This is a genomic window from Flavobacterium sp. KMS, assembly GCF_000813005.1.
In the GTDB taxonomy this organism is placed as follows: Bacteria; Bacteroidota; Bacteroidia; order Flavobacteriales; family Flavobacteriaceae; genus Flavobacterium.
In genome coordinates this window covers 193,906-219,121 of sequence record NZ_JSYP01000011.1, presented here as the reverse complement: position 1 = coordinate 219,121, position 25,216 = coordinate 193,906, and the positions used below count along the sequence as shown (strand labels likewise).

Genomic DNA, 25,216 nt, shown 5'->3' with positions numbered 1-25,216 from the left:
ATAAAAATCCTAGTTTTGCAAAAAAATTAAATCAATAAATTTTATGAAAAAGATTATTACACTTGCGTTTTTATTGGCATTTGGTTTAACTCAAGCACAACAAGCATTTAGTGGTAAAGGTGACACTAAAGTAAATATCGGTGCAAACATTCAAGATGGTGGATCAGGAATTCAAGCTTCTGTAGATTTTGGTCTTGGAGAAAATTTCTCTATCGGATTTGTTTCAAATTACTTATTAGGAGTTAACGAATATTCAGGTTTCTATGGTACAACTCAGTATTATGGAACTAAACCAGATTTTCAAGATCGTTTTGATGCTAAAGTTAGAGTTAATGCTAACCTAGGAAGCGTTATTAATGTAGATAAAAAATTAGATGTTTACCCAGGATTAAGCTTAGGTTTAAGAAATTTTGGTGGTCACGTTGGTGGTCGTTATTTCTTTACTGATGGATTTGGAGTATTTACTGAACTTGGTTTTCCTATTGCAAAATACGGAAATGATGACAGAGTATTTTACAACCTGAATAATCAATTCACATTTAGCTTAGGAGCTTCTTTTAATTTGTAAAAGAACAAGAGATAAAGCTTTTACACATAATTACTGTAGAAACTTACAAAAAAGACCATTTGAAATTTCAAATGGTCTTTTTTTATGACTAAACTACAATATGTCTATTAATTATTAAATACATTTGTAATAAATTATTTACATCTTAATTATGAAAAAACTAATTCTAAATTCGTTCTGTTTTGCAGCAATAGGAGTTTTAACTCTTAGTACTCTATCCTGTAAAGACTCTAATAAAGCTTCTGGATCTGAACAATCAAATCCATTTGCAGGTACATGGGTTGCTAAAGACTTCATCGATAATATAATTGAAGACAATGGAATTGAAACCGTTGATAATGGGGTTACAGAAATAATTATCCCAGAAACACTAAAAGACAGCATTACTTTCCTAAATGAAGATTTAGAAAGAGGCAAATATACTGCTACAATTAAAAACGACACTTTAGTTAATCATCTATACGAAACCAAAACTCAAAAAGCAGTTTTACAAAATGGAAATTTAGTATTATTACCTCTTGACGAACGCTATGAAGCACAGGAATACGTAAAGGCTGACAGTACTTTGGTAAAGAAAGCAAAAGAAGCAAATGTATCGGTAGTACGTATTTTAATAAACAAATTACTTTCAGGAAATACCTATTCTAATAAATCTTCTACAACCGAAATTAAATTTACTGAAGATGGCAAAGTAAGCGGATTAGCGAATTTTAAAAACTATTACATTAGTATTAATGGCGATGATGCCAATACACAAGGCATAACATCCATAAATTTTACAACTACAGATGGAACCTACAAAAAAATGGGAATAGAGTTTCTAAAAAACAAAATAGAACTATACGATGTTGTTCTATTAACAAAACCAGATGAGAAACCATCATTTAAAAAAGGTAAATTATTATTTTCGTTGAAAGTCACAAAGTCAAAATAATTTAAAGAAAACTATTAAAATAGAAAAACGATGCATCCTCATTCGTTTATAATAAAAAGCAACTCCTATTGAGTTGCTTTTTTTATGACCTAACATCAAAAAAACTACTGAACACAGAAGAAAGGACAACTAATCCTATACCAATAGAAAATAATTAACAAAACCAGAATAGACACACACAATCAATATTCAAACACGGTTTTTTTTATACAATGCGTATTTTTTTGACAAAATAATTACTAATACAGAAATTTTATTTACTTTCGTGTAATCGATTACATTTTAGATTAAAACAACAAACCTATTGCAACCAATTAATTACCAAACCATTATTAAAAACCATGATTATGAAAAAATTTCTACTTTTATTGACAATTACACTTGTCTCTGCTCAAGTTTGGGCACAACAAGTCACAATTAATGAAGCTTCAGGCTGGCTAGAATCTGCTTACGTAAAATGGCAACCCGTTACTAATGCCCAAAGTTATAATGTATACTATTCGGGGATGGGCGTAACCGACCAAAAAATAGATGGACAACTCATCCGTAGCTACGGAACATATTACCGTGCAGATATACCAGGAATTAAAGCTGGCTCATACACCATAAAAATTAGACCAGTCATATCTGGGGTAGAAGGCACAGGCTCAACAACAAATGCTATAACCGTAAAAGCGCATGACCGTGCAGGATTTGCTTTTTCTAACGGTCGTATTCCCGGAGCATACAATGCAGATGGCACACCAAAAAATGGAGCCGTAATACTATATATAACTGAGAATACTAAAAATACAGTTTCACTAGCAGTAACTGGTGCAACTCCGAGTCCTTCTGTAGGTTTACAAACCATCTTGGATGGTTATAAAAAAGGGAAAGATCTACGACCTTTAATTGTTCGTATAATTGGGCAAATAACAGACCCTGCCTATATGCTGGCTGGCGATATTGTAATCGAGAACAATAATAATGCTTCAAGCTATATAACTCTTGAAGGAATTGGTGATGATGCAGTAGCAGATGGCTGGGGGATTCGCGTAAAAAGCGCCTCAAATATCGAAATTCGCAATATAGCCACAATGAACTGCGACAGTGGCGAAGGTGACAATATAGGCTTGCAACAAGACAATGACTATGTTTGGGTACATAATTGTGATTTCTTTTATGGAAATGCTGGTGGTGATGCGGATCAGATAAAAGGTGATGGTGCTCTGGATTGCAAAAAATCAACTTATATCACATTCTCTTATAATCATTTTTGGGATTCTGGAAAATCTAATCTTTTAGGTTTAAGTGAGAATACTACAACAGGATTATACATCACTTATCACCACAACTGGTATGATCACTCAGATTCACGTCATCCGCGTGTTCGTTTTTATTCAGCTCATGTATATAATAACTATTATGATGGTAATGCAAAATATGGTGTAGGATCGACTATGAGCTCTTCTGTATTTGTTGAAAACAACTTTTTCCGTAATTGCAAATACCCAATGCTTACCTCTATGCAAGGTACAGATGTATATAATGGTGCTTTAGGAACTTTCTCTAAAGAAGATGGGGGAACAATAAAAGCCTATAACAATACCATGAGTGGAGAAACACGTTTTGTTGCCTATGATCCTACCAATTTTCCAATAGAATTTGATGCTTATGTAGCAACTACAAGAAATGAATTAGTGAGCAATACCATTGTTTCTAAAAAAGGCGCTAAAACATACAATAACTTCGATACAGATACAGCTGTAATGTATCCTTATACACCAGATAGTCCCGAAGTTGCCAAAACTAATGTTATGCAATATGCGGGGCGTATTTCTGGAGGTGATTTTAAATGGACTTTTAACAATGCCATAGATGATGCCGAATCTTTGGTAAATGCACCATTAAAAGCCGCTCTGGTAGCTTACAAAACAAGTTTAATAGCAGTACAAGGAGAAAACAACACACCAATAACTTCTCATACACTAACTTCAACTGGAAACAATGATCAAACTGTTGCTACTGGATCAGCAATTAACACAATTGTGTTTACTTGGGGTGGAGATGCTACAGATGCAACTGTAACAGGATTACCTGCATCTGGAATTGCGTATACAAAAAACTCAATTGCCAAAACAATTACAATAACTGGTACACCAAGTGCTACGTTATCCTATTCTATTACTACTACTGGTCCTGTAGGAACACCTGCCACTGGCTCAGGAACAATAACGGTTTCTACCAATGGCAGCGGTCCTGCAGATAAAACACATAATTTTACTACCGATGCAAAAGTAAATGCTTTCTATACAATTATAGGAAACATGAACTCAACTGCAGGATCTGTAACCTATTCTGGTTTATCATTAACAGCGCGTTTAAAAATGGAATCGAGTACATCTATCACTTATACCACAACTAGCGAATCGACATTAACCTTAGTGTTCGACAATACATTTGCTGGAAAGGTAAAAGTAAACGGTTTAAATTATACCGCAGTAGCAGGAATTGTTACCATATCGGTACCGGCAGGTAACAATACTATTACCAAAGGCGATACCACAAACTTATTCTATATAAGTACTGAATACAAAACGACATTACGTATTGAGGAAGAAATCATGCCAACAAAATTAATGTTGTACCCTAATCCGGTAACTGATTATTTACGCATATCAAACCCAAATCAAAATATAGAGAAAGTAACGATTTACAGCATGAACGGTTCAATAGTAAAAACTACTGAAAAAGGTATTGAAACTATAGATATGAGCCATCTAATTCCTGGAAATTATTTGGTAAAACTACAAACAGCAGAAGGCATATTAAACCAAATAATAATTAAGAAATAACCAAAACCAATTACTGCTTTAAAACAAAAGGCTTCCGAAATCGGAAGCCTTTTGTTATTGCAACTTTATTGCGAAAAGTATTTTCAATGCGAATTTCACAAATCAAGATCAATTTATTTAAAAAATTAGCACTAATCTGGGCAATTTACATTAATCTAATTACTTAAATCCAAATAGCAATTATGTTGCATTATCTGTTTCTATTTCTAAATTCCTGTTGTTCTGTTAATTTGCCAAACTCTTTTACAAACTTTTTAATCGTACTAAGATTAAACACTACAAAGAATAACATCCCTGAAAAGATTGTTATCCAACTGTAAATTAGCTGCACGCCTGAAATGTCTGATGCTACTACACAAAAAATAATTGTTGGTAATATCGAGATTAACAATGTTAGACCTAAACACAATATTAGTGGTGATATAAAATAACTAATAATAGCAGTTAAACCAATCTTTCTAAATATGATTGCAATAATACTTAATCCTAAAATACCAAATATTAGAACAGCAAACCCGTAGATTAAAACTAAGTCATGTGCTTTATTGATTTCGGTTTCATAACCGAAGAATGTATTAAAATTGAATCCCATTATATGCTTTTTCTTCTGTTGAAACTTCAAATAACGTTTGTGTATGATATCCTAATATTTTTGCCAAAATAAGATTAGGGAATTCCTGAATTCCGATATTATAAAGATTGACACTATCATTAAAAAACTCCCTTCTATCGGCGATTTTATCTTCCATCTGAGAAACTCGTCTTTGTAATTCCAGAAAATTTGAATTAGAAGCTAATGTTGGATAATTTTCTGAAACGGCAAATAAGGTTTTCAATGATTTAGAAAACTCATTGGCGTTTTCAATCTTTTCGTCGACTGTTTTAGAATTTAAGAAATCAGTACGAAGCTTAGTCAAATTAGTTAACATAGCGGTTTCGTGTTCCATAAACTTAGAAGCAACTTTAACCAATTCGGGAACTTCTTCTGCTCTTTGCATCAAAATAACATCTATATTTCTAAAAGCTTTTTCGAAGTTATTCTTAAGCATAACCAGTTTATTATATGTACCTATAAAAAAGTTAAGTAGTATAATTACCAGAATTAACCCTACGATTAAAGCAATGTTTTGTGCTGACATAATTTGTTTAGTTTAAAATGATATAGATAAGTACGAGTGTGATAAAAAATAACGTGGTTAAAAATGAAATCAACAATGGTTGATATTTATTTCTAAATGAAATGCTTTGAGGAATTGCAACACCAAAAATGCCATTAGAATCTCCTTTTCTGAGAATAACGTTCCCATTATCAGAATCGGCATAACCAATAAGCAACATATAATCATCATGTTTTAAATAGGTTTCAGAATATCTCTTTTTACCTCCCTCTTGCCTATCGACTCTATCAAAATAGAATTCTAATCCTTCTCCATTTACAGTAACACTTCCCGTTTCGTCTTTTATTTTAAAATTACCCGTTTTTAGTTCGGTAAAAATAGTTCTATAAGATCTTTTACCATCATCATCTGCCGGACCTTCTTCTTCGATAGTATAATAATATCCTATGCAAGGTTTACTGAAATATGGTGAAATGATAGGTTCAATTTCTTCCAAATCGCCCTCTACTTCAACTAATCCCATAGCAATAGCATTCATCTTAGAAGTTGGTAAGACTGCCTGAAGTTTAAGAAACTTACTTTTGTTACTCGGAAAAAAAATAATTTTTATAAAAATAAGCCCTGGAATAATAAAGAAAAGAAACTGTAGTTTCTCTATATAAAGCAACCAAAAAAATCCTCCAATAACTCCAAGCATCATAAGCAAGCCCAATAGTTTCTTGCCTAAAGGTGTTTTCTGGATGTTGTGTTTTGCATTAAATTTTTCTCTTTCTGCTTTTTCACTTTTACTACTTCTAATTCCGGAATAAAACATACCGACAATTCCGAGTATAAAAACAGATGCAAATAAGAAGAAGAAAACCATGAGAGCATATTTGGAATCTACCAGAAAGCTCAAGCCAATAAACAATGGACATAAAACAAAAAATAACCAACTTGGGAACTTTAAATTATATAACCCAGAGAGAATTATAGTTTGAAACAAAGCAATACCAAGACTGAAGAACATCAGGAATACTACCATTCCTCCATCTAGTTTATTCTGCTCAAAAAAGGCAAAGAATTCGTTCATTATTAGAATTTAAAAAAGGGTTATCAATATTTAGAAGTTATTAAAACACTATTTCGACCTGATTAGCAAGCAACTTACGAATCTTATTTCTTTCTACGTCAGAAATAGGATTACCACTTAGATCCAAACCTATTAATTGCTGCAACTTATTTACTTCGTTGGGGATTTCACTAATATTATTATTACTTAAAGTCAGAAACTTAATATTTTTAAATTGTAAAATCGCTACGGGAAATTCATCTATTTTGGCATTAGCTAAATTTAACTCCACTACCATATCGGGTTTTAGCTTTGCTTCTTCTAATTTATAAAAAGTGGTCTTTTCTTTTTTCTTACCTTCTTTAGTTTGAATTACAAGACCAATAGCAGCCAAAATAAGTGATGCCAAGAAAAAGATACATAAGAAAGCAACCCAAATAGGAGAATCATCTTTTTCATGAGTAAAAAGCCTTAAATAAACAAAATAAGCTAAGCCGCCAACCATCGTTAAAAACAATCCGAGCACTATTAAAAACAAAACGTATTTAAAAATCGTAAGAAGCACTTTTTTAACTCTCGTTCTATTCTTGCTGAATACAATGAATGCTGCCAAAACTAAAAGTACAGACCAAAAAACAGCCACTCCTATCTGTGCAATTTTTGCCCCATTCTCTATAATCGAAAAAGATATAGAAGCAGGAAACATTAAAGCAAACCAAATAACAAGAGCTGTTAACCCGACGGAGAGACATCCCATCTTTTCTTTTTTGCCCGATGACTTAAGCCACATATACGCAATTAAAACAGACAATGCCAATATTCCTAAAAAACCATATCCATAAGGCGTAAGTCCTGCTAAAAAAATCAAACTCATTTTAATAATTTTTCAAAATATTATTTGGTTACTCTATTATTATTTCTGCTACTATTTACCCAAAATAGCATCAGAAATAACAAAAAATTTCATACTTAAATGCGAATTTAAATAAAACACTATAAATTATGCAATAAAAAAAACCGCTTCTTCCAAATAATATGGAAAAAAGCGGTTTTTATATAAATGATTCTAATCTTACAAATCAAATTTTATTCCTTGTGCCAATGGCAAACTTGTAGTATAATTGATAGTGTTAGTTTGGCGACGCATATATATTTTCCAAGCATCAGAACCTGATTCACGACCTCCACCAGTTTCTTTTTCACCACCAAAGGCTCCACCGATTTCTGCACCAGAAGTTCCAATGTTTACGTTTGCAATTCCGCAATCTGATCCTACAACAGATAAGAAATACTCTGCTTCACGCAAATTATTAGTCATAATTGCAGAAGATAACCCTTGAGCAACTCCATTTTGTATATCAACAGCATTTTCTACAGTTCCACTATATTTAATCAAATATAAAACTGGAGCAAATGTCTCGTGTTGTACAATTTCAAATGAATTTTCAGCTTCAGCAATAGCTGGTTTTACATAACATCCACTTTCGTAACCTTCTCCAGAAAGTACACCACCTTCTACAAGGATTTTACCTCCTTCGGCAACAACTTTAGTTAAAGCATTTGCATACATCGCTACCGCCTGAGTATCGATTAGCGGACCAACATGATTATTTTCGTCCAAAGGATTTCCGATACGTAATTGTTTGTAAGCCGAAACAATCGCATCTTTTACTTTGTCATAAATACTTTCGTGAATAATTAAACGACGTGTAGATGTACAACGTTGTCCTGCCGTTCCTACTGCTCCAAAAACAGCACCAATCACAGTCATTTTAATATCTGCATCTGGAGTAACAATGATTGCATTATTTCCTCCTAACTCTAATAATGATTTACCTAAACGTCCAGCAACAGTTTGCGCAACAATTTTACCCATACGAGTAGAACCTGTAGCTGATACTAAAGGAATACGTTTATCTGCAGTCATTAACTCTCCTACTTTATAATCACCATTAATTAAACAAGAAATCCCTTCTGGAAGATTGTTCTCTTTAATTACCTGTGCAATTATATTCTGGCAAGCTATACCACAAAGAGGTGTTTTCTCTGATGGTTTCCAAACGCAAACATCTCCACAAATCCAAGCTAAAGCCGTGTTCCATGACCAAACTGCCACTGGGAAATTAAATGCCGAAATAATTCCAACAATTCCCATTGGGTGGTATTGCTCATACATACGGTGTCCTGGACGCTCTGAATGCATTGTTAATCCGTGAAGCTGACGTGATAATCCTACTGCAAAATCACAAATATCAATCATCTCCTGAACTTCACCATATCCTTCTTGTAATGATTTCCCCATTTCGTAAGAAACCAATTTACCTAAAGCTTCTTTATTTTGACGTAATTTTTCTCCAAACTGACGTACGATTTCTCCACGTTGTGGCGCTGGCATAAGTCTAAATGTCTTAAATGCTTCAGTCGCTGTTTGCATTACTTTTTCGTAATCGGCAGCTGTAGATGTTTTTACCGATGCTATTAATTTTCCGTCTACTGGCGAAAAGCTTTCAAGAATATCACCTGAAGAAAAATTATTTATTCCGGTTGATGTTCCTTCGTTTATGGCTTTTATACCCAATTGCGCCAATGCGTCTTTCATTCCGAATTGCTCTGCTATTGTTATCATTGTAACTTTTTGGTTAGAAATTGTTATATTTTTTTATGTAAATATATTTGAATTTATCTATCTATTAAAATTTTATTACGTGTGGTTACATAATGTTTTTCTTTTTAAACCAGATATAAATAAAAAAACACATGACAAACATAAAAATAATTGCGTACAAATAACCATATTTCCACTCCAATTCTGGCATAAATTTAAAATTCATCCCATAAACCCCAACTAAAAAGGTTAAAGGCAAGAAAAAAGCAGAGAAAACTGTTAATAGTTTAACCACATCATTATTTTTTTGCGCCGTTACAGACAAGAAAGTGTTCATTAAATTTATCGCATCCTCCATCGCTTCCTCATAGGCTAAGATGAGCTTAACAAGATTATCTTTTACATCCTCAAGTGCCGACAAATTTTCGTCTGGAACATGAATCTTATTAATTACATTTTGCGTAAGCACCAATAACTTCTTACTAATCCTTGTTTCGGCTTTCTGGAAATACAAATCTTCCAGCGAAATTTTGTTTTCCTTTTTCAGGAAGATCGTTTTCTCAACTTCATCGACCTGATCCGTTTGCCATTGCGAGGGTACATTATAAGTTTGTACGATTTCTTTAAAAATATGAATAAGTAATTCGTAAACCGATTTAAACTTCAAATCTGATTTGTGAATATCTTCCAAAAAAGGAAATGCTGTTCTATGAATCGTAATCAATTGCTTTTCATTATAAAAAAAAGCAACTTTATTTGACAGTTCTTCTACTGTAGAATTGTTATCAAACTCATTTGCCGTATAAGCCCTCAAAATGATAAAATCAAAGTTTTTAATCTTTTCTAGTTTAGGTAAATGCCCATGCTCCACCGAATCTTTGACTGGAAAAACCTCTAGATCAAACTTTTTAGCAACATCTTCTAATTGTGTTTCAGTAGGTCCTTTTATGTCGAGCCAATTAAATGATTCAAATGTTTTCTCGGAGATATTTTTAGTCATTATACTATTTAGTTTTTTAATTAAGATTGAACCTATTAGGCGTAATTAATTTTAAACCTATAAAGTTACGATTAAGGATTTAAAACAAACAAAATGATTTTTGTTTCACCCAGATATTACAGATTAAAGCAGATTTATAAGTAAATAAATCTGCGTACATCAGCTTAAATCTTGTGAAATCTGCGTGAAAGAATATTTATACCTCTTTATTGTTGAGTTTGGATATGCGTAAAACTAGTTAAAACATATTCTTTTTCTTGAACAAGAAAACACCACAAATTGATATTAATAATGAAATCAATAATATGATAAAGAAACCGTGATTGTTTTCCTGAAGATTATTAGGAACGTTCATCCCGTATAAACTCGCCACCAATGTTGGAATCATCAATATTATCGAAATAGAAGTTAACCTTTTCATGATAACATTTAAGTTATTAGAGATTACAGATGCATAAGCATCCATCATTCCGGTCAGGATATTGCTGTAGATATTTGTCGTTTCTTCCGCTTGACGTAACTCAATCTCGACATCTTCGACTAAAACAGGATCAAAATCATCTCTGTGATTTTTAAGATTCTTAATTCGGTGAAACAACATATCGTTGCCTTTAAGGGAAGTAATAAAGAAAACCAAACATTTTTCTATTTGAAGCAATGCTTGTAATTCTTCATTTTTAATCGATTTTTCAAGATTATCTTCAGCCAATCGAATACGCTGATTGATTTGCTTTAAGTATTTTAAGAACCAAATACTTGAAGACAGAAGCAATTTTAAAACCAAATCGAAATGATTACTAATATCCGATTTTTTACGTTGGGTATATAAAACAAAATCGGGTAAAATCTCGGTTTGATGAAAACTAAGCGACACAAAAACATCGTCTTTAAACATCAATCCTAAAGGTGCTGTATTAAAAGGTAATTTTGCATCATTGCTCTTAAAAGGAATTCGCAAGATGATAAGAAACCAACCGTTTTCGATTTCTATACGAGGTCTTTCGTCGATATCTTCAATATCGTTATAAAAAGCTTCTGGAATTTGTAACTCCTGGAGTAAGAATTTAGTTTCTTCCTGAGTAGGGCAAACTACATTGATCCATTTGTTGTCTTCACGGTTTTCTGTAGGGAATAATCCGTTGTTGTTTTTGTAAAAGGTAATCATAATGCAAAACGTTATTATAGAAATAGCGCATGCATTATGCAACAACTATTTCTGTTTATCTTTCTTCTTCCTCGAATAATAATCGTCCATGTGGATAATTTATTTTTTTTTGCAAAAGTATACCTTTTAAATAGAAAACTCAGAATTATTTTTTGGCTATAAATCTTGGATCAGATTCCATTACAGTTCCACATTTTGTACAGGTTCTCAAATCTTTAGAATTATAAAAATGCTCGAAGTGTGGCAAGAAATCTTTCTCGATATTATGAAGCTCAAAAAATACTTCGTATAATTTATGATTGCAATTATCACAATGCCAAAGCAATCCGTCTTTATATCCTTTCCCTGCACGTTTTCTTTCGATTACTAAACCTATAGAGCCTTCTGAACGTACTGGAGAATGTGGTACACGAGCAGGATGAAGATACATATCTCCCGCATGTAATTCCATTTCCTTTCGTTCGCCATCTTCCTGAATAATAACTTTTATACTTCCCTCTAGTTGGTAAAACAACTCTTCGGTTTCATTATAATGATAGTCTTTTCGGGCATTAGGTCCCGCAACAACCATTACAATATAATCACCAGATTCGGTATATAAATTTTTATTTGCAACTGGTGGTTTAAGTAAGTGACGGTTTTCATCAATCCATTTAGTAAGATTGAATGGTTTTGCTATAGCCATATTTTTTAGGTGCTAAGTTACTAAGCTGCTAAGTTAATAAAAAGTACGCTGTCTCGATGTTCAGTCACAGTTTTTAGTACCAGTATTCAGTAGCAGTTCGCTGTACCAATTCGCTGTACCAGTCGCAGTTTTCAGTTGTAAACTGGTACTGCGACTGTAACTGTGACTAAAAACTAAAAACCCATCTCTTTAATAAGATAAACATAAACCGGAAAATGGTCACTGTAACCAACTTCGGTTGTGGCATGTCGAAGCGGATATCCTTTGTATTGGCCAGAAGTTTGTATTAAATACGATTTATTGAAGATTCCTGCTTTCCAGAATCGATAGGAACTGAAATCTGTCTTAATCAAGGATTCTGTAACCATGATTTGGTCAAAAACATCCCATGAATCTCTATACGCGATAGTTCCCATTCCTTTCTTTGCCATATCTTCAAAGGGATTGTAAACACCAAACTCTGGAACATCGGCTTTATTGGCTTTCGCGCCAAGCGCAACTTTTACACTTTTGTTATAAGGTCCATCGTTTAAATCGCCCATTGTAATAACTTTGGCATTGCGATTTATTTGCTGCAAGGAATCAATTATTTTCCGGTTTAAAGCCCCAGCAGCTTCACGATACGGACTCGATTTTTGTTCTCCTCCAGAACGTGACGGCCAGTGATTTACAATTATATTAATTTCCTCCCCATCCAGAAATCCCGTTACAAGTAATTGATCTCTTGTAAACACCCGATTCTTTTTATTCGCGATTGTATCGACACTATTTTCTGTTGGCTTTTTATAAATAACAAGCGGAATATTCGAAAACGAAACTGGTTTAAAATGTTTCTTCTGATATAGTAAAGCCACATCGATACCTCGCTGATCGGGCGAATCAAAATGAATGATTCCGTATTCTTTATCTATTAATTTAGGTTGTTTTATTAAATCCTCCAGAACTCCCCTATTTTCTATTTCGGCACAGCCAATAAAAGTTGGTGAATTAGGATTTTCTGGCGTTCCAATTTCGGATAACACTCTGGCAAGATTGTCTAATTTCTTAAAATATTTTTTAGATGTCCAATGTCGTGTACCATTTGGTGTCCATTCGTCATCCAGAATATGCGGATTCTTTATGGTATCAAAAAGATTTTCGAGGTTATAAAAAGCCACTGTATGAATCGTGTACTTTTTTGTTTGTCCGTGTAATTGTGTCATCAATAAATTGAAAAATATAAAGATAGAAAAGGTAATTGTTCTCATAGCAATTCATATTAAAAAAGAAAAACCTTTAAATTAAAGAAATTTCTTTCAATTATAAATCTAATTCATTTAATTAAGATATTTTAAATTACTTTTGATAATGGCTATCTTTGTTTTACAAAATCTAATTTATCCCATAAATACTAGGGATTGACATTTATAATATTAATATAGAATGAAACTTTTAGCGACAACTTTACTCGTCCTTTTATTCAACTTTACTTTTGCACAAGTCACTTTTAAAGTAAATAACTTTTCGAAGGATTATTACGGAAAGATATTTATCGCAGACACATCCGAAGTTTTTTCTAAAGGCTGGATTGCGATTTATGATACTAAATCGCAAAAACAAATTATAAAAGTAGATGCTGAAGAACTGGCACTGAGTTTACATGACGGAAAAGCACTTGCAAACATAAAACAGTTGCCTTATGGCGAACAAAGTTCAATAATGTATGAGGATTACAATTTTGACGGAATTAAAGATTTTGCTATCGAAGACGGACAAAACAGTTGCTACCACGGCCCTTCTTTTAAAATATATTTAGCAACTAAAAATGGTTTTAAATTCAGTCCCGAATTTACAGCACTTGCTCAAAATTATTGCGGAATGTTTCAGGTAGATTATGAGACTAAGAAAATAAGCGTAATGACAAAAAGCGGATGTTGCTGGCATCAGTTCTCGGAATTTATTGTCGAGAATAACAAACCGAAAGTAGTCAAGATAGTTGAAGAAGACCAAATGGGATATCCTTATAATAATTATAGCGAAGAAAATTGGGATGGCAAAAAAATGGTACTAACATCAAAAAGGACGATTAATCTTGATGAAGATGGTATAAAAACCCTACTATCCTTTACAGTCGATAAAAACCAGAAGCGAGTTGTTTTATTTAACATCAACGACCGCACGCTTAATTATGCTTTAATTGATAAAAATGATGAAGTTGAGTTTTCTTATCCTATAAATACAGTTTATCAGAACCCCGATTTTACTCTTGACAAAAAGAACAATACCGTTACATTTAAAAATAAAGATGTTGTTTATACTATATATGACAACAACGATTCTATCGGAATCACAATAAATACTGGCGGAAAAACATATAACTGGATTGGAAACAGTACAACCAAAAAAGGCAAACTAACGGATATAACAACAACACAATTAGACAATGTTGTTGTAAACTAAAGATAAAAAACATGAACACAAACCAATTCCGATACATCAAGAAACATTTTGCTTTTTGTAAATTCGCATTTCTTATTATAGCATTACAATCATTCACCTGTCAATCTCAACAAAACATGATAACACCACCTTACTTACAAAAAGGCGATACTGTAGCACTTGTAGCAACAGCTAGAAAAAACATCGATGATAATTTAAAACCAACTATAGACTTACTTAAAAGCTGGGGGATAGAAGCTGTAATAGGAAGCACAATAGGTTTAGACACCAATCAGCTTGCTGGAACCGATGAACAACGTGCAGCCGATTTCCAACATCAGATGGACAATCCAAACATTAAAGCTATTTGGTGTGTTCGCGGTGGTTACGGAACCGTTCGAATGATAGATTTACTTGATTTTACAAAATTCAAACAACATCCTAAATGGGTTATTGGTTTTAGTGATGTTACCGTTTTACACAATCATCTAAACACGATGGGGTATAAATCTATTCATGGTATTATGCCAGTAAGTATTCCGCGCGCCACTCCAGATGCAATTGCAACTATGCAAATGGCTTTATTTGGCAATCCAATATCTTATGCTGTTTCGCCAGATCCTATGAACCGATTTGGTAAAGCAACCGGAGAATTAGTTGGAGGTAATTTATCTATACTATATAGTTTATTAGGTTCGAAATCGGCTATCGATTGTCAGGATAAAATACTTTTTATAGAAGATTTAGATGAATACCTATATCATATCGATCGAATGATGATGAACTTAAAACGTAACGGTTGTATCGAAAACCTAAAAGGAATAGTAATTGGTGCAATGACTAAAATGAAAGACAACGATATTCCGTGGGGAAAAAATGCCTTAGAAATCATTGATGATGTTACCAAGAAATATAATATTCCCGTAATCTTTAATTTCCCTGCAGGTCATATTCAAGACAATAGAGCATTGGTAATGGGAAGCACCGTAACAATAGAAGTTAATGCATCAGGAAGCACACTTGTTTTTAAATAAAGTTATAAGTAAGGGTTGAAATAATAAAAAAACATCACTATGAAAAAAGTATTATTATCTGTTTTTCTCTTTTCTTCTGTAAATCTGATTTTTTCTCAAGAATTATTCACTGAAATTCAAGGGAAGAAAGTTGATTATTTTATAAATATTGAGAAAAATTTAAAAAGCAAATTATTTACTACTGATACAAATTTCATTTCATTTGATGATTCTGCTCAACCAATAATTTACAGAAGAAAAGAGAAAAATATTCCCGACTTACTAGTCTATTATACTTTTAGCAAAAAAGACTCTATTGTTAAAAAAATTTTATATGAATGGGACGTTTATAATTTCGACAAAAGCGATAATAATGTCAAACCTGAAAAATTCAGTAAAGCCTTGATTGAAAAATACAACTCACTTTTACAGATTTTCACAAACAAATACGGGAAAAGTGAAGTGCAAGGAAATCTAAATAATGTAAAAAAAATAGATTCCCCTGAAGGATTAAAGAGAAAAGACATTTGGGAACCAAATAAAAGCTTAGAAATCATTATGTATACATCTATTTCTAATTATTACAAGAAAGAAGGTATTGCAACAATAAATCCTACTCACAGAATAAGGCTTTATATAAAAAACATTAAAGAAGACACTGAGGAAGATGTTGAACCTGTGTTAGATGATGAAAATATTATTATTTCAAATCAAAACTTTGAAAACTTTATAGCAAAACTTAAAGAAAACCAATTTACCGAAGCTAAATCATTTTTATCTGAAGAAATTTTGCAAACCACAACGGATGATAAATTTATAAAACTACGAGGATCCATCAATTTTGACAATAAGCTAGTTCGATTTCTTACAGGAATTGAATTTACTGCTACAGGCGAAAGTTGTTTGATGATACAATACAAATATGATAATGATCCAAGTGAAGTCCCAACATCTATTATAAAAGTATTGTTCAATAACGAAAATAAAATTCTTGCTATTCAACCATTACAATTACAAAGAAAAAAATTATAAACTTCAAATTAAAGTTTTACAATTTTTCAAAACCCATAACTAAAAAAAATGGCTGAACACAATGAGCTCGGAAAAAAAGGAGAAGATCTTGCTGTGGAATATCTCCAACAAAACGGCTATAAAATTCTAGATAGAAATTGGACTTTCCAAAAAGCCGAAATTGATATTATTGCTACCAAAGAAGATATCTTGGCAATTGTAGAAGTAAAAACCAGATCGAGTTTAGATTTTGGCTCGCCACAAGATTTTGTCGATGCAAAAAAAATTCAACTTCTTGTAAAAGCAGTAAATGCCTACATAAACGATAGGGAAATAGATTTTGAAGTTCGTTTTGATATCATCGGAATCCATAAAAATAAGGAATCATTTGTGGTTGAACATCTTATAGATGCTTTTTATCATTTTTAACATAATTTTTTATTGTTATAATTGTAACAAATTGTTTTTTAATTTATATTTGTAAAAAAATATAACACAACAACTAACTAAACCAACCACACTAAATTAGTAAAAAACCAGAAAATTATGAAAACTGTTTCCTCCATCGTAGAAAATTACATCAAAACGAAGCCTTTTTTATTAAATGCATTATCACTCGGCATTATTAATCTGACCTCATTGTCTAGAAATATAATGACAGAATTAGAAAGCGAGTTTGGCAAAGAAGTAAAACAAGGTGCTGTAGTAATGTCTTTAAAGCGTTTAACGGAAGAATTAGATTTTAAATTAAACCACAAAATCAATAAAGTAATCAAGAATATCGGTGAGATTACTGTTCGCTCAGAACTTACAGATTACACTTTTGCAGCATCAGAAACTGTCTTAAACAAACAAGCTGATTTAATTTCGGACATTAATACATTATCAGATATATTTTATACCTCATCTCGTGGTGTAAACGAAACTAACATTGTAGTTAGCAGCAGTATAAATCAACTAGTTGAAAAACATTTTGCTCGCGAAAAATTAATCCAAAAATTGAGCAACTTAGCTTCAATTACTGTAAAACTACCAAAAGAAAACATTGTAGTTCCTGGAATTTACTATTTCATTTTCCAACGCTTAGCTTGGGAAGGAATTATAATCAACGAAGTAATTTCGACTTCAAATGAATTTACCATTTTAGTAAGCGAAGATCAGGTAGATATCGCTTTTAAAGTAATTAAAGACCTGAAGAACTAGATTCTTAATAAATATACCGAAATCCCTTTTCCAATTTAAAAGTTGAAAAAGGGATTTTTTTATGTATACTTCTCAATACTTGTAACATATAAAACGAGGAAAAGAAAAGCGCCTTTAAACATTGCCACCAAAAAATCAAACTGATTTGTACTGGTAGGGTTATTTTTGAATCAATCCGAAAAGAATAAACAGTTCTCCCGCTAAAACTTTTAGTATTAAAAAAGAATAGATTCTAACTATTAATTGTACTAAAACTCATACTTAAAAATTTACTTCGACTACAGAATAATTTCAAAAAAATAGCATTTAAACAGAAAAAATACAATTAAGAGATTACTTTAAAATATTCACCCCAACACATTTCACTTAATATTACAACGAAAAACCTTATGTTTTTTCGTCATTCAATCAAATTTTACTCCATTTTAGTTTCCTCTTTACTAATTTATGAGTATTTAAAATCATTCCTCTTTTTTGATTTTCTAAGCTAAACAATCTACTGATTTTATCACTTGGTAAAATGGCACACTTGGCACACTTTTTTCCAAGCATCAAAAACAAACTGGTAGGTACTGGTGTATTTTATATATACAATCTTCTAAATTTGAATTTCATTATTCTTAGTAAAAAGCATTCAAAAAAATAAATATCACTTTTTTAAAAGTAAAACCCATTCATAATGACAAAAAATTAATAACCACGACAGACAAAACCACCCAAATAGAATAAAAAAGCTTAACCACAACCAGAAACCAAAAACTAACACCAATGAAACAATTAAAAAACTTACTTAGGAAGCCTTTTCTAATGCCGATCATTCTCCTTTTTTGGCTGCCTAATACCCTGCTTGCGCAGGAAAGTCAGGCAAAAAAAACTATCTCTGGAAAAGTTACAGATGATAAGAACAACACCTTACCAGGTGTTAGTATATCTATAAAAGGAACCAAATACAACGCTGCAACCGATTTTGATGGGTCTTACTCCTTAACGTATACTCCTAGTGGCACAAATCAAACTATTGTTTTTTCATATGTAGGTTTTATAGAGAAAACTGAGCCTCTTGATAATCGCAGTGAGATTAATGTATCCATGCAAGAAGAAACCAATAAACTTAACGAGGTAATCGTGATTGGTTATGGTACTCAAAAGAAAGGTAATGTTACCGGAGCTATCTCATCAGTAAGGAAAGAAAGTCTTGAAACACGAGCTACAACAAATCCAGCCGAAGCATTACAGGGTTTGGTATCTGGAGTAAATGTGCAAAAAGCAGGTGGTGTTGCAGGTGCTGATGTGAGCGTAAAAATACGTGGGGTAAATACCTTTGGAGCTACTGAACCGCTTTATATTATTGATGGTTTTCAAGGAAACATCAACACAGTTAACCCAACAAATATAGAATCTATTGAGGTTCTTAAGGATGGCGCAGCTGCTGCAATTTATGGATCTGTTGCTGCCAATGGTGTAATTATTGTTACAACCAAAAACGGTCAGAAAGAAGGAATAAAAGTAGACTTTAGTTCTTTTTTAAGCATCACTAATCCATCAAAAACGTTGGATTTATTAAATGCAGATGAATATAAAACCGTACACAAAAGAATGTACGATGAATATAATAAATATGCTACTTCTCCTAAACCACTGCCTGCATATATAAGCGCACCATCTACTACCGATACTGATTGGCAAGATGAGGTTTTCCGTTCTGGACTTACACAAAATTACGGTTTGGGAATTCAAGGAAGACAAGGCGATATTAAGTTTGCATTATATGGTAACTATGTAAAGCAAAAAGGAATTGTAATCGATAATGATTTTGGTCAACAAACTGCCAGCGCAAGAGTTAGTTTCAAAAAATCAATCTTTGATGTAGATGGAAAAATGGCATTTATAGGAACACAAAATGCACAGCCAACTTTTCAGTTAAAAGAAGTATATACAATGTCACCATTAGTGCCTGTTTATGACGCTGACGAACCTTATGGATATGGATTATCAAACAAAAATGGTTTACCAGCTGGTACAAACCCGGTTGCCGAAGAACATTTTAGAGATAGAATGAACAAAGGACAAGATTTAACTGCAAATATTGCCATAACTGCAAACATTACCTCTTGGTTAAAATATAAAATAGCGTACTCTTACCGTGTAAAAAACAATCAGGAAACCTATCATTTCCCTCCATACATTGCCAACCCTAAAGAAATACATCAATATGCTTCACAAGAAGAATTAAGAACACATTGGGATGAACAAATATTAGACAACATTATTACAATTGATAAAACTTTTGGAAAACATTCTTTTGGATTAATGCTTGGTAATACTATAAACGGAGTTTCGTCTAACTGGAATCGAGTAACTGTAGAAGGAAAAACAACCGATTATTCTGTAGAGAATGGACAATTGGTATCGATTGATCGTCCGTCTGGGTTTTTAGATCCAGGTTTTGCAACTATCGGAGCTGGTAAAGGAGGAACATTTTCTGCGGATGGTTCAAAATATCAATACAACCGTGTTTCTTTCTTTAGCCGATTAAACTACTCATTTAATGATCGTTATTTACTTCAAATGACGGTTAGAAAAGATGGTTCTTCTAAATTTGGAGAAGACAGCCGTTGGGGAACTTTCCCATCTATAGCATTAGGATGGAAAATAGAAAAAGAAGATTTCTTCCCTAAAGATTTCATTATATCAACTTTAAAATTACGTGCTAGCTGGGGACAATTAGGTAACGAAGCTGCCTTAGGATATTACTCTGCAAATACATTAATTAAAACAGGAAACACTTTAGGCTCAGGTTATGTACAAGGAAGCGGAAGCAACCCTTGGCCAGGAAGTATTGCAACAGCATTAGAGAACAGAAACTTACAATGGGAAACAACAGACTCTAAGAATATTGGTATCGATTTTACACTTAAAAACGGGAAAATTAGCGGTTCTATGAACTACTACCATAATGTAACCGATAATTTATTGATTACAAAAAAACTGGCTCCATCTGCTGGAGTAGATGACCCAACACTTAACGTAGGTAAAATTAGCAATAAAGGATTTGAACTTGAAGTTAATTATCGTGATCAAATCGATGAGTTTAAATACAACGTAGGCTTTAACTTTACAACGCTTAAAAACAACGTAGAATCTCTTGCAAACGAAGGGCAAACCATTTACGGACAAGGATTAAAATTTGGTACAGAACATTTCCCAACTCAGGCACGTGTAGGAAGCCCGATTAGTGCATTCTACTTATACAGAACCGATGGTATTTTCCAATCTACTGACGAAGTAAATGCTCATAGCAAAAATGGTGTTTTATTACAACCAAATGCGCAACCAGGAGATATTCGATTTAAAGATTTAAACGGAGATGGTGTTATAGACGAAAATGACAAATCATACGCAGGAACAGGATTGCCAAAAATGGAAGCTAACCTTAGTTTAGGTGCTAGTTATAAAGGATTTGATTTCTCTGCATTGATAGGAAGTGGTTGGGGTAACAAATTATATAACGGAAACAGATATTTTTACGAATCTATGAATTCAGGAACCAACATGTTGGCTACAACACTTAACTCATGGACACCAGAAAATCCTAGTAACACTCCTCGTGCGGTACTACAAGATCCTAACGGAAACAGTCGCGAATCTGATCGTTTCTTAGAAAGTGGTGATTTTATAAGAATGCGTCAATTACAAATAGGATATACAATACCTAATAAAATGTTAGGTGGTGCAAAAATAGATAAGCTTAGATTTTATGTAAGTGTTGAAAACCTATTTACTATCACTAATTACTCAGGTATTGACCCAGAATTCTCACGTGAAACAGTTCTTAATACAGGAGTAGATCGTTTTGTGTATCCATTTACAAGATCATTTGTATCTGGTGTTCAATATATATTTTAATACTATTATAAAAAACATAATCATGAACAAGATATTTTTTATATTATCCGTTATAGGTTTATTCACAATCACTGCTGGTTGCAGTGACTATTTAGACCAACAATCGCCCGACCAACTTACATCTGAAAATTTCTGGAGGAACAAATCTGATGCTGAGTCTGCTCTCGCTGCAGCATATTCTCAACTTGAAGCTGCTACAGATGAATGGACTTTTGCCGAAATAAAATGGCCAGTTGAGGCATACCGCGAAGATATTTGTGATTTAGGTAGCGATGCATTGAATTACCAAAACTGGGTAGAACTTTCAACATTTACCTACACCAATGGTAATAGCCAGTTTACGGAATATTGGAAAATCAATTATAGAGGAATTAGTAATGCCAATCAGGTTATTGATAAGTTACCACAAGTTCCAGCATCGACTATTACCGATGCTGACAGAGCGCAAATAGAAGCTGAAGCTCGTTTTTTGCGTGCGTATTATCACATGAAATTGCTTCTTAACTGGGAACAAATTTATGTTAGAAGTAAGTATGTTACTAAAGAAAGTGATTTAAACATACCATTATCTACACGTGCCGAAGCTTGGGATTTTATTACAAGCGAGTTTAAAGCTGTAGCTGCAATATTGCCTCCTAAACAATCTCAGGATAAAACGGGTCGTGCTACCAGCGGAGCTGCCAATAGTTATTTAGGATTTGCTTATTTAACCAGAGCTTACGAAGAAACGGCTCAAAAACAAACCTACTTAAACGAATCTCTTACTGCATTAAACAAAGTACAAGGATATGATTTGGTTAAAGATTATGTATCTATGTTTGACGGAACTAATAAGAACACCAAAGAATCTATATTCGAACTTCAATTCTCAGAAACAACTGCCAATGGAGCATTCTATCGCAATGCACTACATTATTGGATGGGTGCTGCAGAACTTGGTGGATGGGACGAAATTCTTCCGAGTACAATGCTAGTAAATGAATTTAAAAAAGAAGGAAAAATAGCGACTACAGGAAACTACGATTCACGTATTTATAGCACACTTTTCTTTAAAGATCCTTATTTTAATGACCCAGATAACCCAAGAGTATTAGGAACTACTTATGATGAAAGATTTGGCGATGCCGACAAACCTGTATTCCGAAAATTCATACCAAGTACTCAGGAAAAAATGGATCAGGAATTTACTGCAATCAACATTCCGCTTATGCGTTATTCAAATGTATTGTTGATGCAAGCAGAGGCATTAAACGAATTAGGTCGTACACCCGAAGCAATCCCATATATTAACAAAGTTCGTGACAGAGCCGATATGCCTGCAATGACTGGTACAACAGGTAGTGAGGTAAAAGCACAAATTGAACACGAAAGAATACTAGAATTCCCTCTAGAGAACTATCGCTTTTATGACTTACGTCGTTGGGGAAAAACAAAAGCGGCACTTGATGCTGTAGGCCGTACCGGTTTTGATACATCAAAAAACAATTTTTATCCAATACCATTAACAGAATTACAAACAAATTAATCCATTAAATCATTTTAATTTTTAAAAGAATAGCCCTATATTTCTTGGGCTATTCTTTTTATCTACTGATTTCGTATTTCTCTATTAATCACTACTTAAAAAAAGAAATATATCTCAAAACCAAAAACATTCAATAAAAAACGAAATAACATGGGCAAAAGGCAAACACTTTTTATTCTTTCATTCTTTTTTATATTACAATCCAGTTGGGCACAAAAAGACTTTCCGATTTTAGAATCTTCAAAAAACAGCATAAACTACAAAGGAAACCCAGCAAATGCAACCGATAGAGAATCATTGGTTTTCTCGGATAAAGGCGCTTGGTTCGGATTCGGATTTCTAGAACCTTCTGAAGTTCAAGGTGGTTTTTCTGGTCCATTTTTAATGACAGAACAAAACGGAGTTTGGTTAAGTCCCTCGTTTGTTTCCTTACAACTTAATGACGAGAACAAACAAGAAGCTATAAACTGGAAAAAGGCTTTAGTAAGTCAAAACAGCTACAATAGCCACTTAGAACAGCAATTTAAAAACGAAAAATTAGAGATAAAGCAACAACTAGTTTTTTTATCAGGACATTCGGCATTACAAAAAACAAGTATTACCAATAAATCAGGAAAAACAATAACACTTTATCCATCTTATGGTTCAACTACTTTTTTAGATGATTTACAATTATCTAAAGAAGGTAAAATATTAAAAATCGTTTCCACGAAAAGTACAGCCGTGGGTTACATTCAGTTTTTTAATGCAACACCAGAAATTGAAATCACAAAACAAGGTTATAAAACTCAAACAGAAAAGCTAACATTAAAGCCAAACGAAACCAAAGAAATAGTTGTTTCTCAATCCTTTATTTTCTCACAGTACTCATGGAAAAAGGAGAATGAAGTTATAGCAAAAACAACATTTAATACGCTACTTAAAAACACACAAAAAGAAAAAGAAACTCAATTAGCACAATTAATAGCCAAGAAAAAAGCCATCTACAAAGACAATACGTATTCTGATTTAGTCGCTAAACTGGTACTTACATTACAAAACAATACCCGAATTGCTGCCGAAGGTTTAAAACACGGTGGACTTTTCCCGAGTTACAATTATGAGTGGTTTCATGGTTTTTGGGCATGGGACAGTTGGAAACACGCAGTTGCAGTTGCCAATTATGATGCTGAACTAGCAAAAGACCAAATGCGTGCGCTATTTGATTATCAGGAGCCAAACGGATTTATTCCGGATTGTGTTTATAGAAACAATCTAATAGAAGAAAACAATTACCGAAACACAAAATCTCCACTTGCTGCATGGGCAATCTGGAAAATTTATGAGAAAACTAAAGATGCTAATTTTATAAAAGAGTTTTATCCAAAACTAAAATCATATCATAACTGGTGGTACAAAGAGCGTGACCATGACCAAGACGGAATATGCGAATTTGGTTCTACAGATGGAACATTGGTCGCAGCCAAATGGGAAAGCGGAATGGATAATGCTGTTCGTTTTGACGATAGTAAAATCTTAAAAAACGGTGATAAAGCCTATTCGCTAGATCAAGAAAGTGTTGACTTAAATTCCTTTTTATACGCCGAAAAGAACTATTTAAACAAAATGGCTCAAGTTTTAAAATTGAATGAAGAAGCTAAAAAATGGCAAGACGAAAGTGTTGCATTAAAAGCTAAAATCCAAACTCAATTTTGGGATCCAGCAACAGGTTGGTATTACGATACCACAATCGACGGTAAAACATTGATAAAAGCAATGGGTTGCGAAGGATATTTACCTATTTGGGCTGAGGTTGCTACTTCCGAACAAACCAAAGCAATGAAAGAAAACATGATGAATCCTGCTATTTTCAACACTTTTGTTCCGTTACCAACATTGGCAGCAAATCACCCAAAATTTAAACCAGAACGTGGCTATTGGAGAGGACCAATTTGGCTTGACCAAAGTTATTTTGGTATAAATGGATTAGAAAAATATGGTTATACAACCGAAGCAAATCAATTGGCACATAAACTCATTCATAATGCAGAAGGTGTTCTGGATAAAGGCACATCTATAAGAGAAAACTACCAACCCCTTACAGGAAAAGGAATGGAAGCTTTTAACTTTAGCTGGTCGGCATCACATTATTTAATGCTACTTTTAGAAGATAAATAATTAAAAAAATACCACATATTCGA

Annotated in this window: 20 protein-coding genes; 11 read left to right on the top strand and 9 right to left on the bottom strand. The window is 33.1% G+C overall.

Going from position 1 to position 25,216, the window contains the following annotated elements; genetic code table 11:
• Positions 1-43 precede the first annotated feature (43 nt).
• From OA93_RS12615 to OA93_RS12605, 3 genes are all read left to right on the top strand, one after another.
• A complete protein-coding gene (locus tag OA93_RS12615) occupies positions 44-568 on the top strand; it encodes a DUF6646 family protein (RefSeq protein WP_039113645.1) in 525 nt (174 codons plus the stop codon).
• 151 nt (positions 569-719) lie between these two features.
• A complete protein-coding gene (locus OA93_RS12610; protein WP_039113643.1) occupies positions 720-1,502 on the top strand; it encodes a hypothetical protein in 783 nt (260 codons plus the stop codon).
• Positions 1,503-1,849: 347 nt separating this feature from the next.
• Entirely contained in the window at positions 1,850-4,336 is a 2,487-nt protein-coding gene (locus tag OA93_RS12605) for a T9SS type A sorting domain-containing protein (RefSeq protein ID WP_039113848.1), read from the top strand.
• A gap of 190 nt (positions 4,337-4,526) precedes the next feature.
• Here OA93_RS12605 and OA93_RS12600 read toward each other — a convergent pair whose 3' ends face one another.
• The 9 genes from OA93_RS12600 to OA93_RS12560 all read right to left on the bottom strand — a co-directional run bounded on the left by OA93_RS12600 (position 4,527) and on the right by OA93_RS12560 (position 13,207).
• Complete coding sequence (locus OA93_RS12600; RefSeq protein WP_039113641.1) at positions 4,527-4,928, bottom strand: hypothetical protein; 402 nt, start codon at positions 4,926-4,928, stop codon at positions 4,527-4,529.
• A complete protein-coding gene (locus OA93_RS12595) occupies positions 4,912-5,475 on the bottom strand; it encodes a LemA family protein (RefSeq protein ID WP_039113640.1) in 564 nt (187 codons plus the stop codon). The genes OA93_RS12600 and OA93_RS12595 overlap by 17 nt, the downstream gene beginning before the upstream one ends.
• A gap of 7 nt (positions 5,476-5,482) precedes the next feature.
• Positions 5,483-6,526 (bottom strand): hypothetical protein, encoded by a 1,044-nt coding sequence (locus OA93_RS12590; protein ID WP_039113639.1) that lies wholly within the window; start codon positions 6,524-6,526, stop codon positions 5,483-5,485.
• Between the two features lie 40 nt (positions 6,527-6,566).
• Positions 6,567-7,379 carry a leucine-rich repeat domain-containing protein gene (locus OA93_RS12585; protein ID WP_039113638.1) on the bottom strand — a complete coding sequence of 271 codons (813 nt, stop codon included), beginning with the start codon at positions 7,377-7,379 and terminating at the stop codon, positions 6,567-6,569.
• A 198-nt stretch (positions 7,380-7,577) separates the two neighbouring features.
• Positions 7,578-9,131 carry an aldehyde dehydrogenase family protein gene (locus OA93_RS12580; protein ID WP_039113637.1) on the bottom strand — a complete coding sequence of 518 codons (1,554 nt, stop codon included), beginning with the start codon at positions 9,129-9,131 and terminating at the stop codon, positions 7,578-7,580.
• Positions 9,132-9,216: 85 nt separating this feature from the next.
• A complete protein-coding gene (locus OA93_RS12575; protein ID WP_039113636.1) occupies positions 9,217-10,110 on the bottom strand; it encodes a CorA family divalent cation transporter in 894 nt (297 codons plus the stop codon).
• A 238-nt stretch (positions 10,111-10,348) separates the two neighbouring features.
• A complete protein-coding gene (locus OA93_RS12570; RefSeq protein WP_039113635.1) occupies positions 10,349-11,275 on the bottom strand; it encodes a magnesium transporter CorA family protein in 927 nt (308 codons plus the stop codon).
• A 145-nt stretch (positions 11,276-11,420) separates the two neighbouring features.
• Entirely contained in the window at positions 11,421-11,960 is a 540-nt protein-coding gene (locus tag OA93_RS12565; RefSeq protein WP_039113634.1) for a 3-hydroxyanthranilate 3,4-dioxygenase, read from the bottom strand.
• 173 nt (positions 11,961-12,133) lie between these two features.
• On the bottom strand, positions 12,134-13,207 hold the full coding sequence (locus OA93_RS12560; protein ID WP_039113633.1) for an endonuclease: 1,074 nt from the start codon (positions 13,205-13,207) through the stop codon (positions 12,134-12,136).
• A gap of 175 nt (positions 13,208-13,382) precedes the next feature.
• Between OA93_RS12560 and OA93_RS12555 the strand changes: the two genes are divergently transcribed.
• From OA93_RS12555 to OA93_RS12520, 8 genes are all read left to right on the top strand, one after another.
• A complete protein-coding gene (locus OA93_RS12555; RefSeq protein WP_039113632.1) occupies positions 13,383-14,399 on the top strand; it encodes a hypothetical protein in 1,017 nt (338 codons plus the stop codon).
• Between the two features lie 116 nt (positions 14,400-14,515).
• On the top strand, positions 14,516-15,412 hold the full coding sequence (locus OA93_RS12550) for an LD-carboxypeptidase (RefSeq protein WP_039113631.1): 897 nt from the start codon (positions 14,516-14,518) through the stop codon (positions 15,410-15,412).
• A gap of 39 nt (positions 15,413-15,451) precedes the next feature.
• Entirely contained in the window at positions 15,452-16,423 is a 972-nt protein-coding gene (locus OA93_RS12545) for a hypothetical protein (RefSeq protein WP_039113630.1), read from the top strand.
• A gap of 48 nt (positions 16,424-16,471) precedes the next feature.
• On the top strand, positions 16,472-16,831 hold the full coding sequence (locus OA93_RS12540; protein ID WP_039113628.1) for a YraN family protein: 360 nt from the start codon (positions 16,472-16,474) through the stop codon (positions 16,829-16,831).
• Between the two features lie 117 nt (positions 16,832-16,948).
• Positions 16,949-17,605: an aspartate kinase gene (locus OA93_RS12535; RefSeq protein ID WP_035618292.1), complete on the top strand. Its 657-nt coding sequence runs from the start codon at positions 16,949-16,951 to the stop codon at positions 17,603-17,605.
• Between the two features lie 768 nt (positions 17,606-18,373).
• Entirely contained in the window at positions 18,374-21,511 is a 3,138-nt protein-coding gene (locus OA93_RS12530) for a TonB-dependent receptor (protein WP_039113627.1), read from the top strand.
• Positions 21,512-21,533: 22 nt separating this feature from the next.
• On the top strand, positions 21,534-23,036 hold the full coding sequence (locus tag OA93_RS12525) for a RagB/SusD family nutrient uptake outer membrane protein (protein WP_039113847.1): 1,503 nt from the start codon (positions 21,534-21,536) through the stop codon (positions 23,034-23,036).
• Positions 23,037-23,186: 150 nt separating this feature from the next.
• Entirely contained in the window at positions 23,187-25,193 is a 2,007-nt protein-coding gene (locus OA93_RS12520) for a trehalase family glycosidase (protein ID WP_039113626.1), read from the top strand.
• Positions 25,194-25,216: the final 23 nt, after the last annotated feature.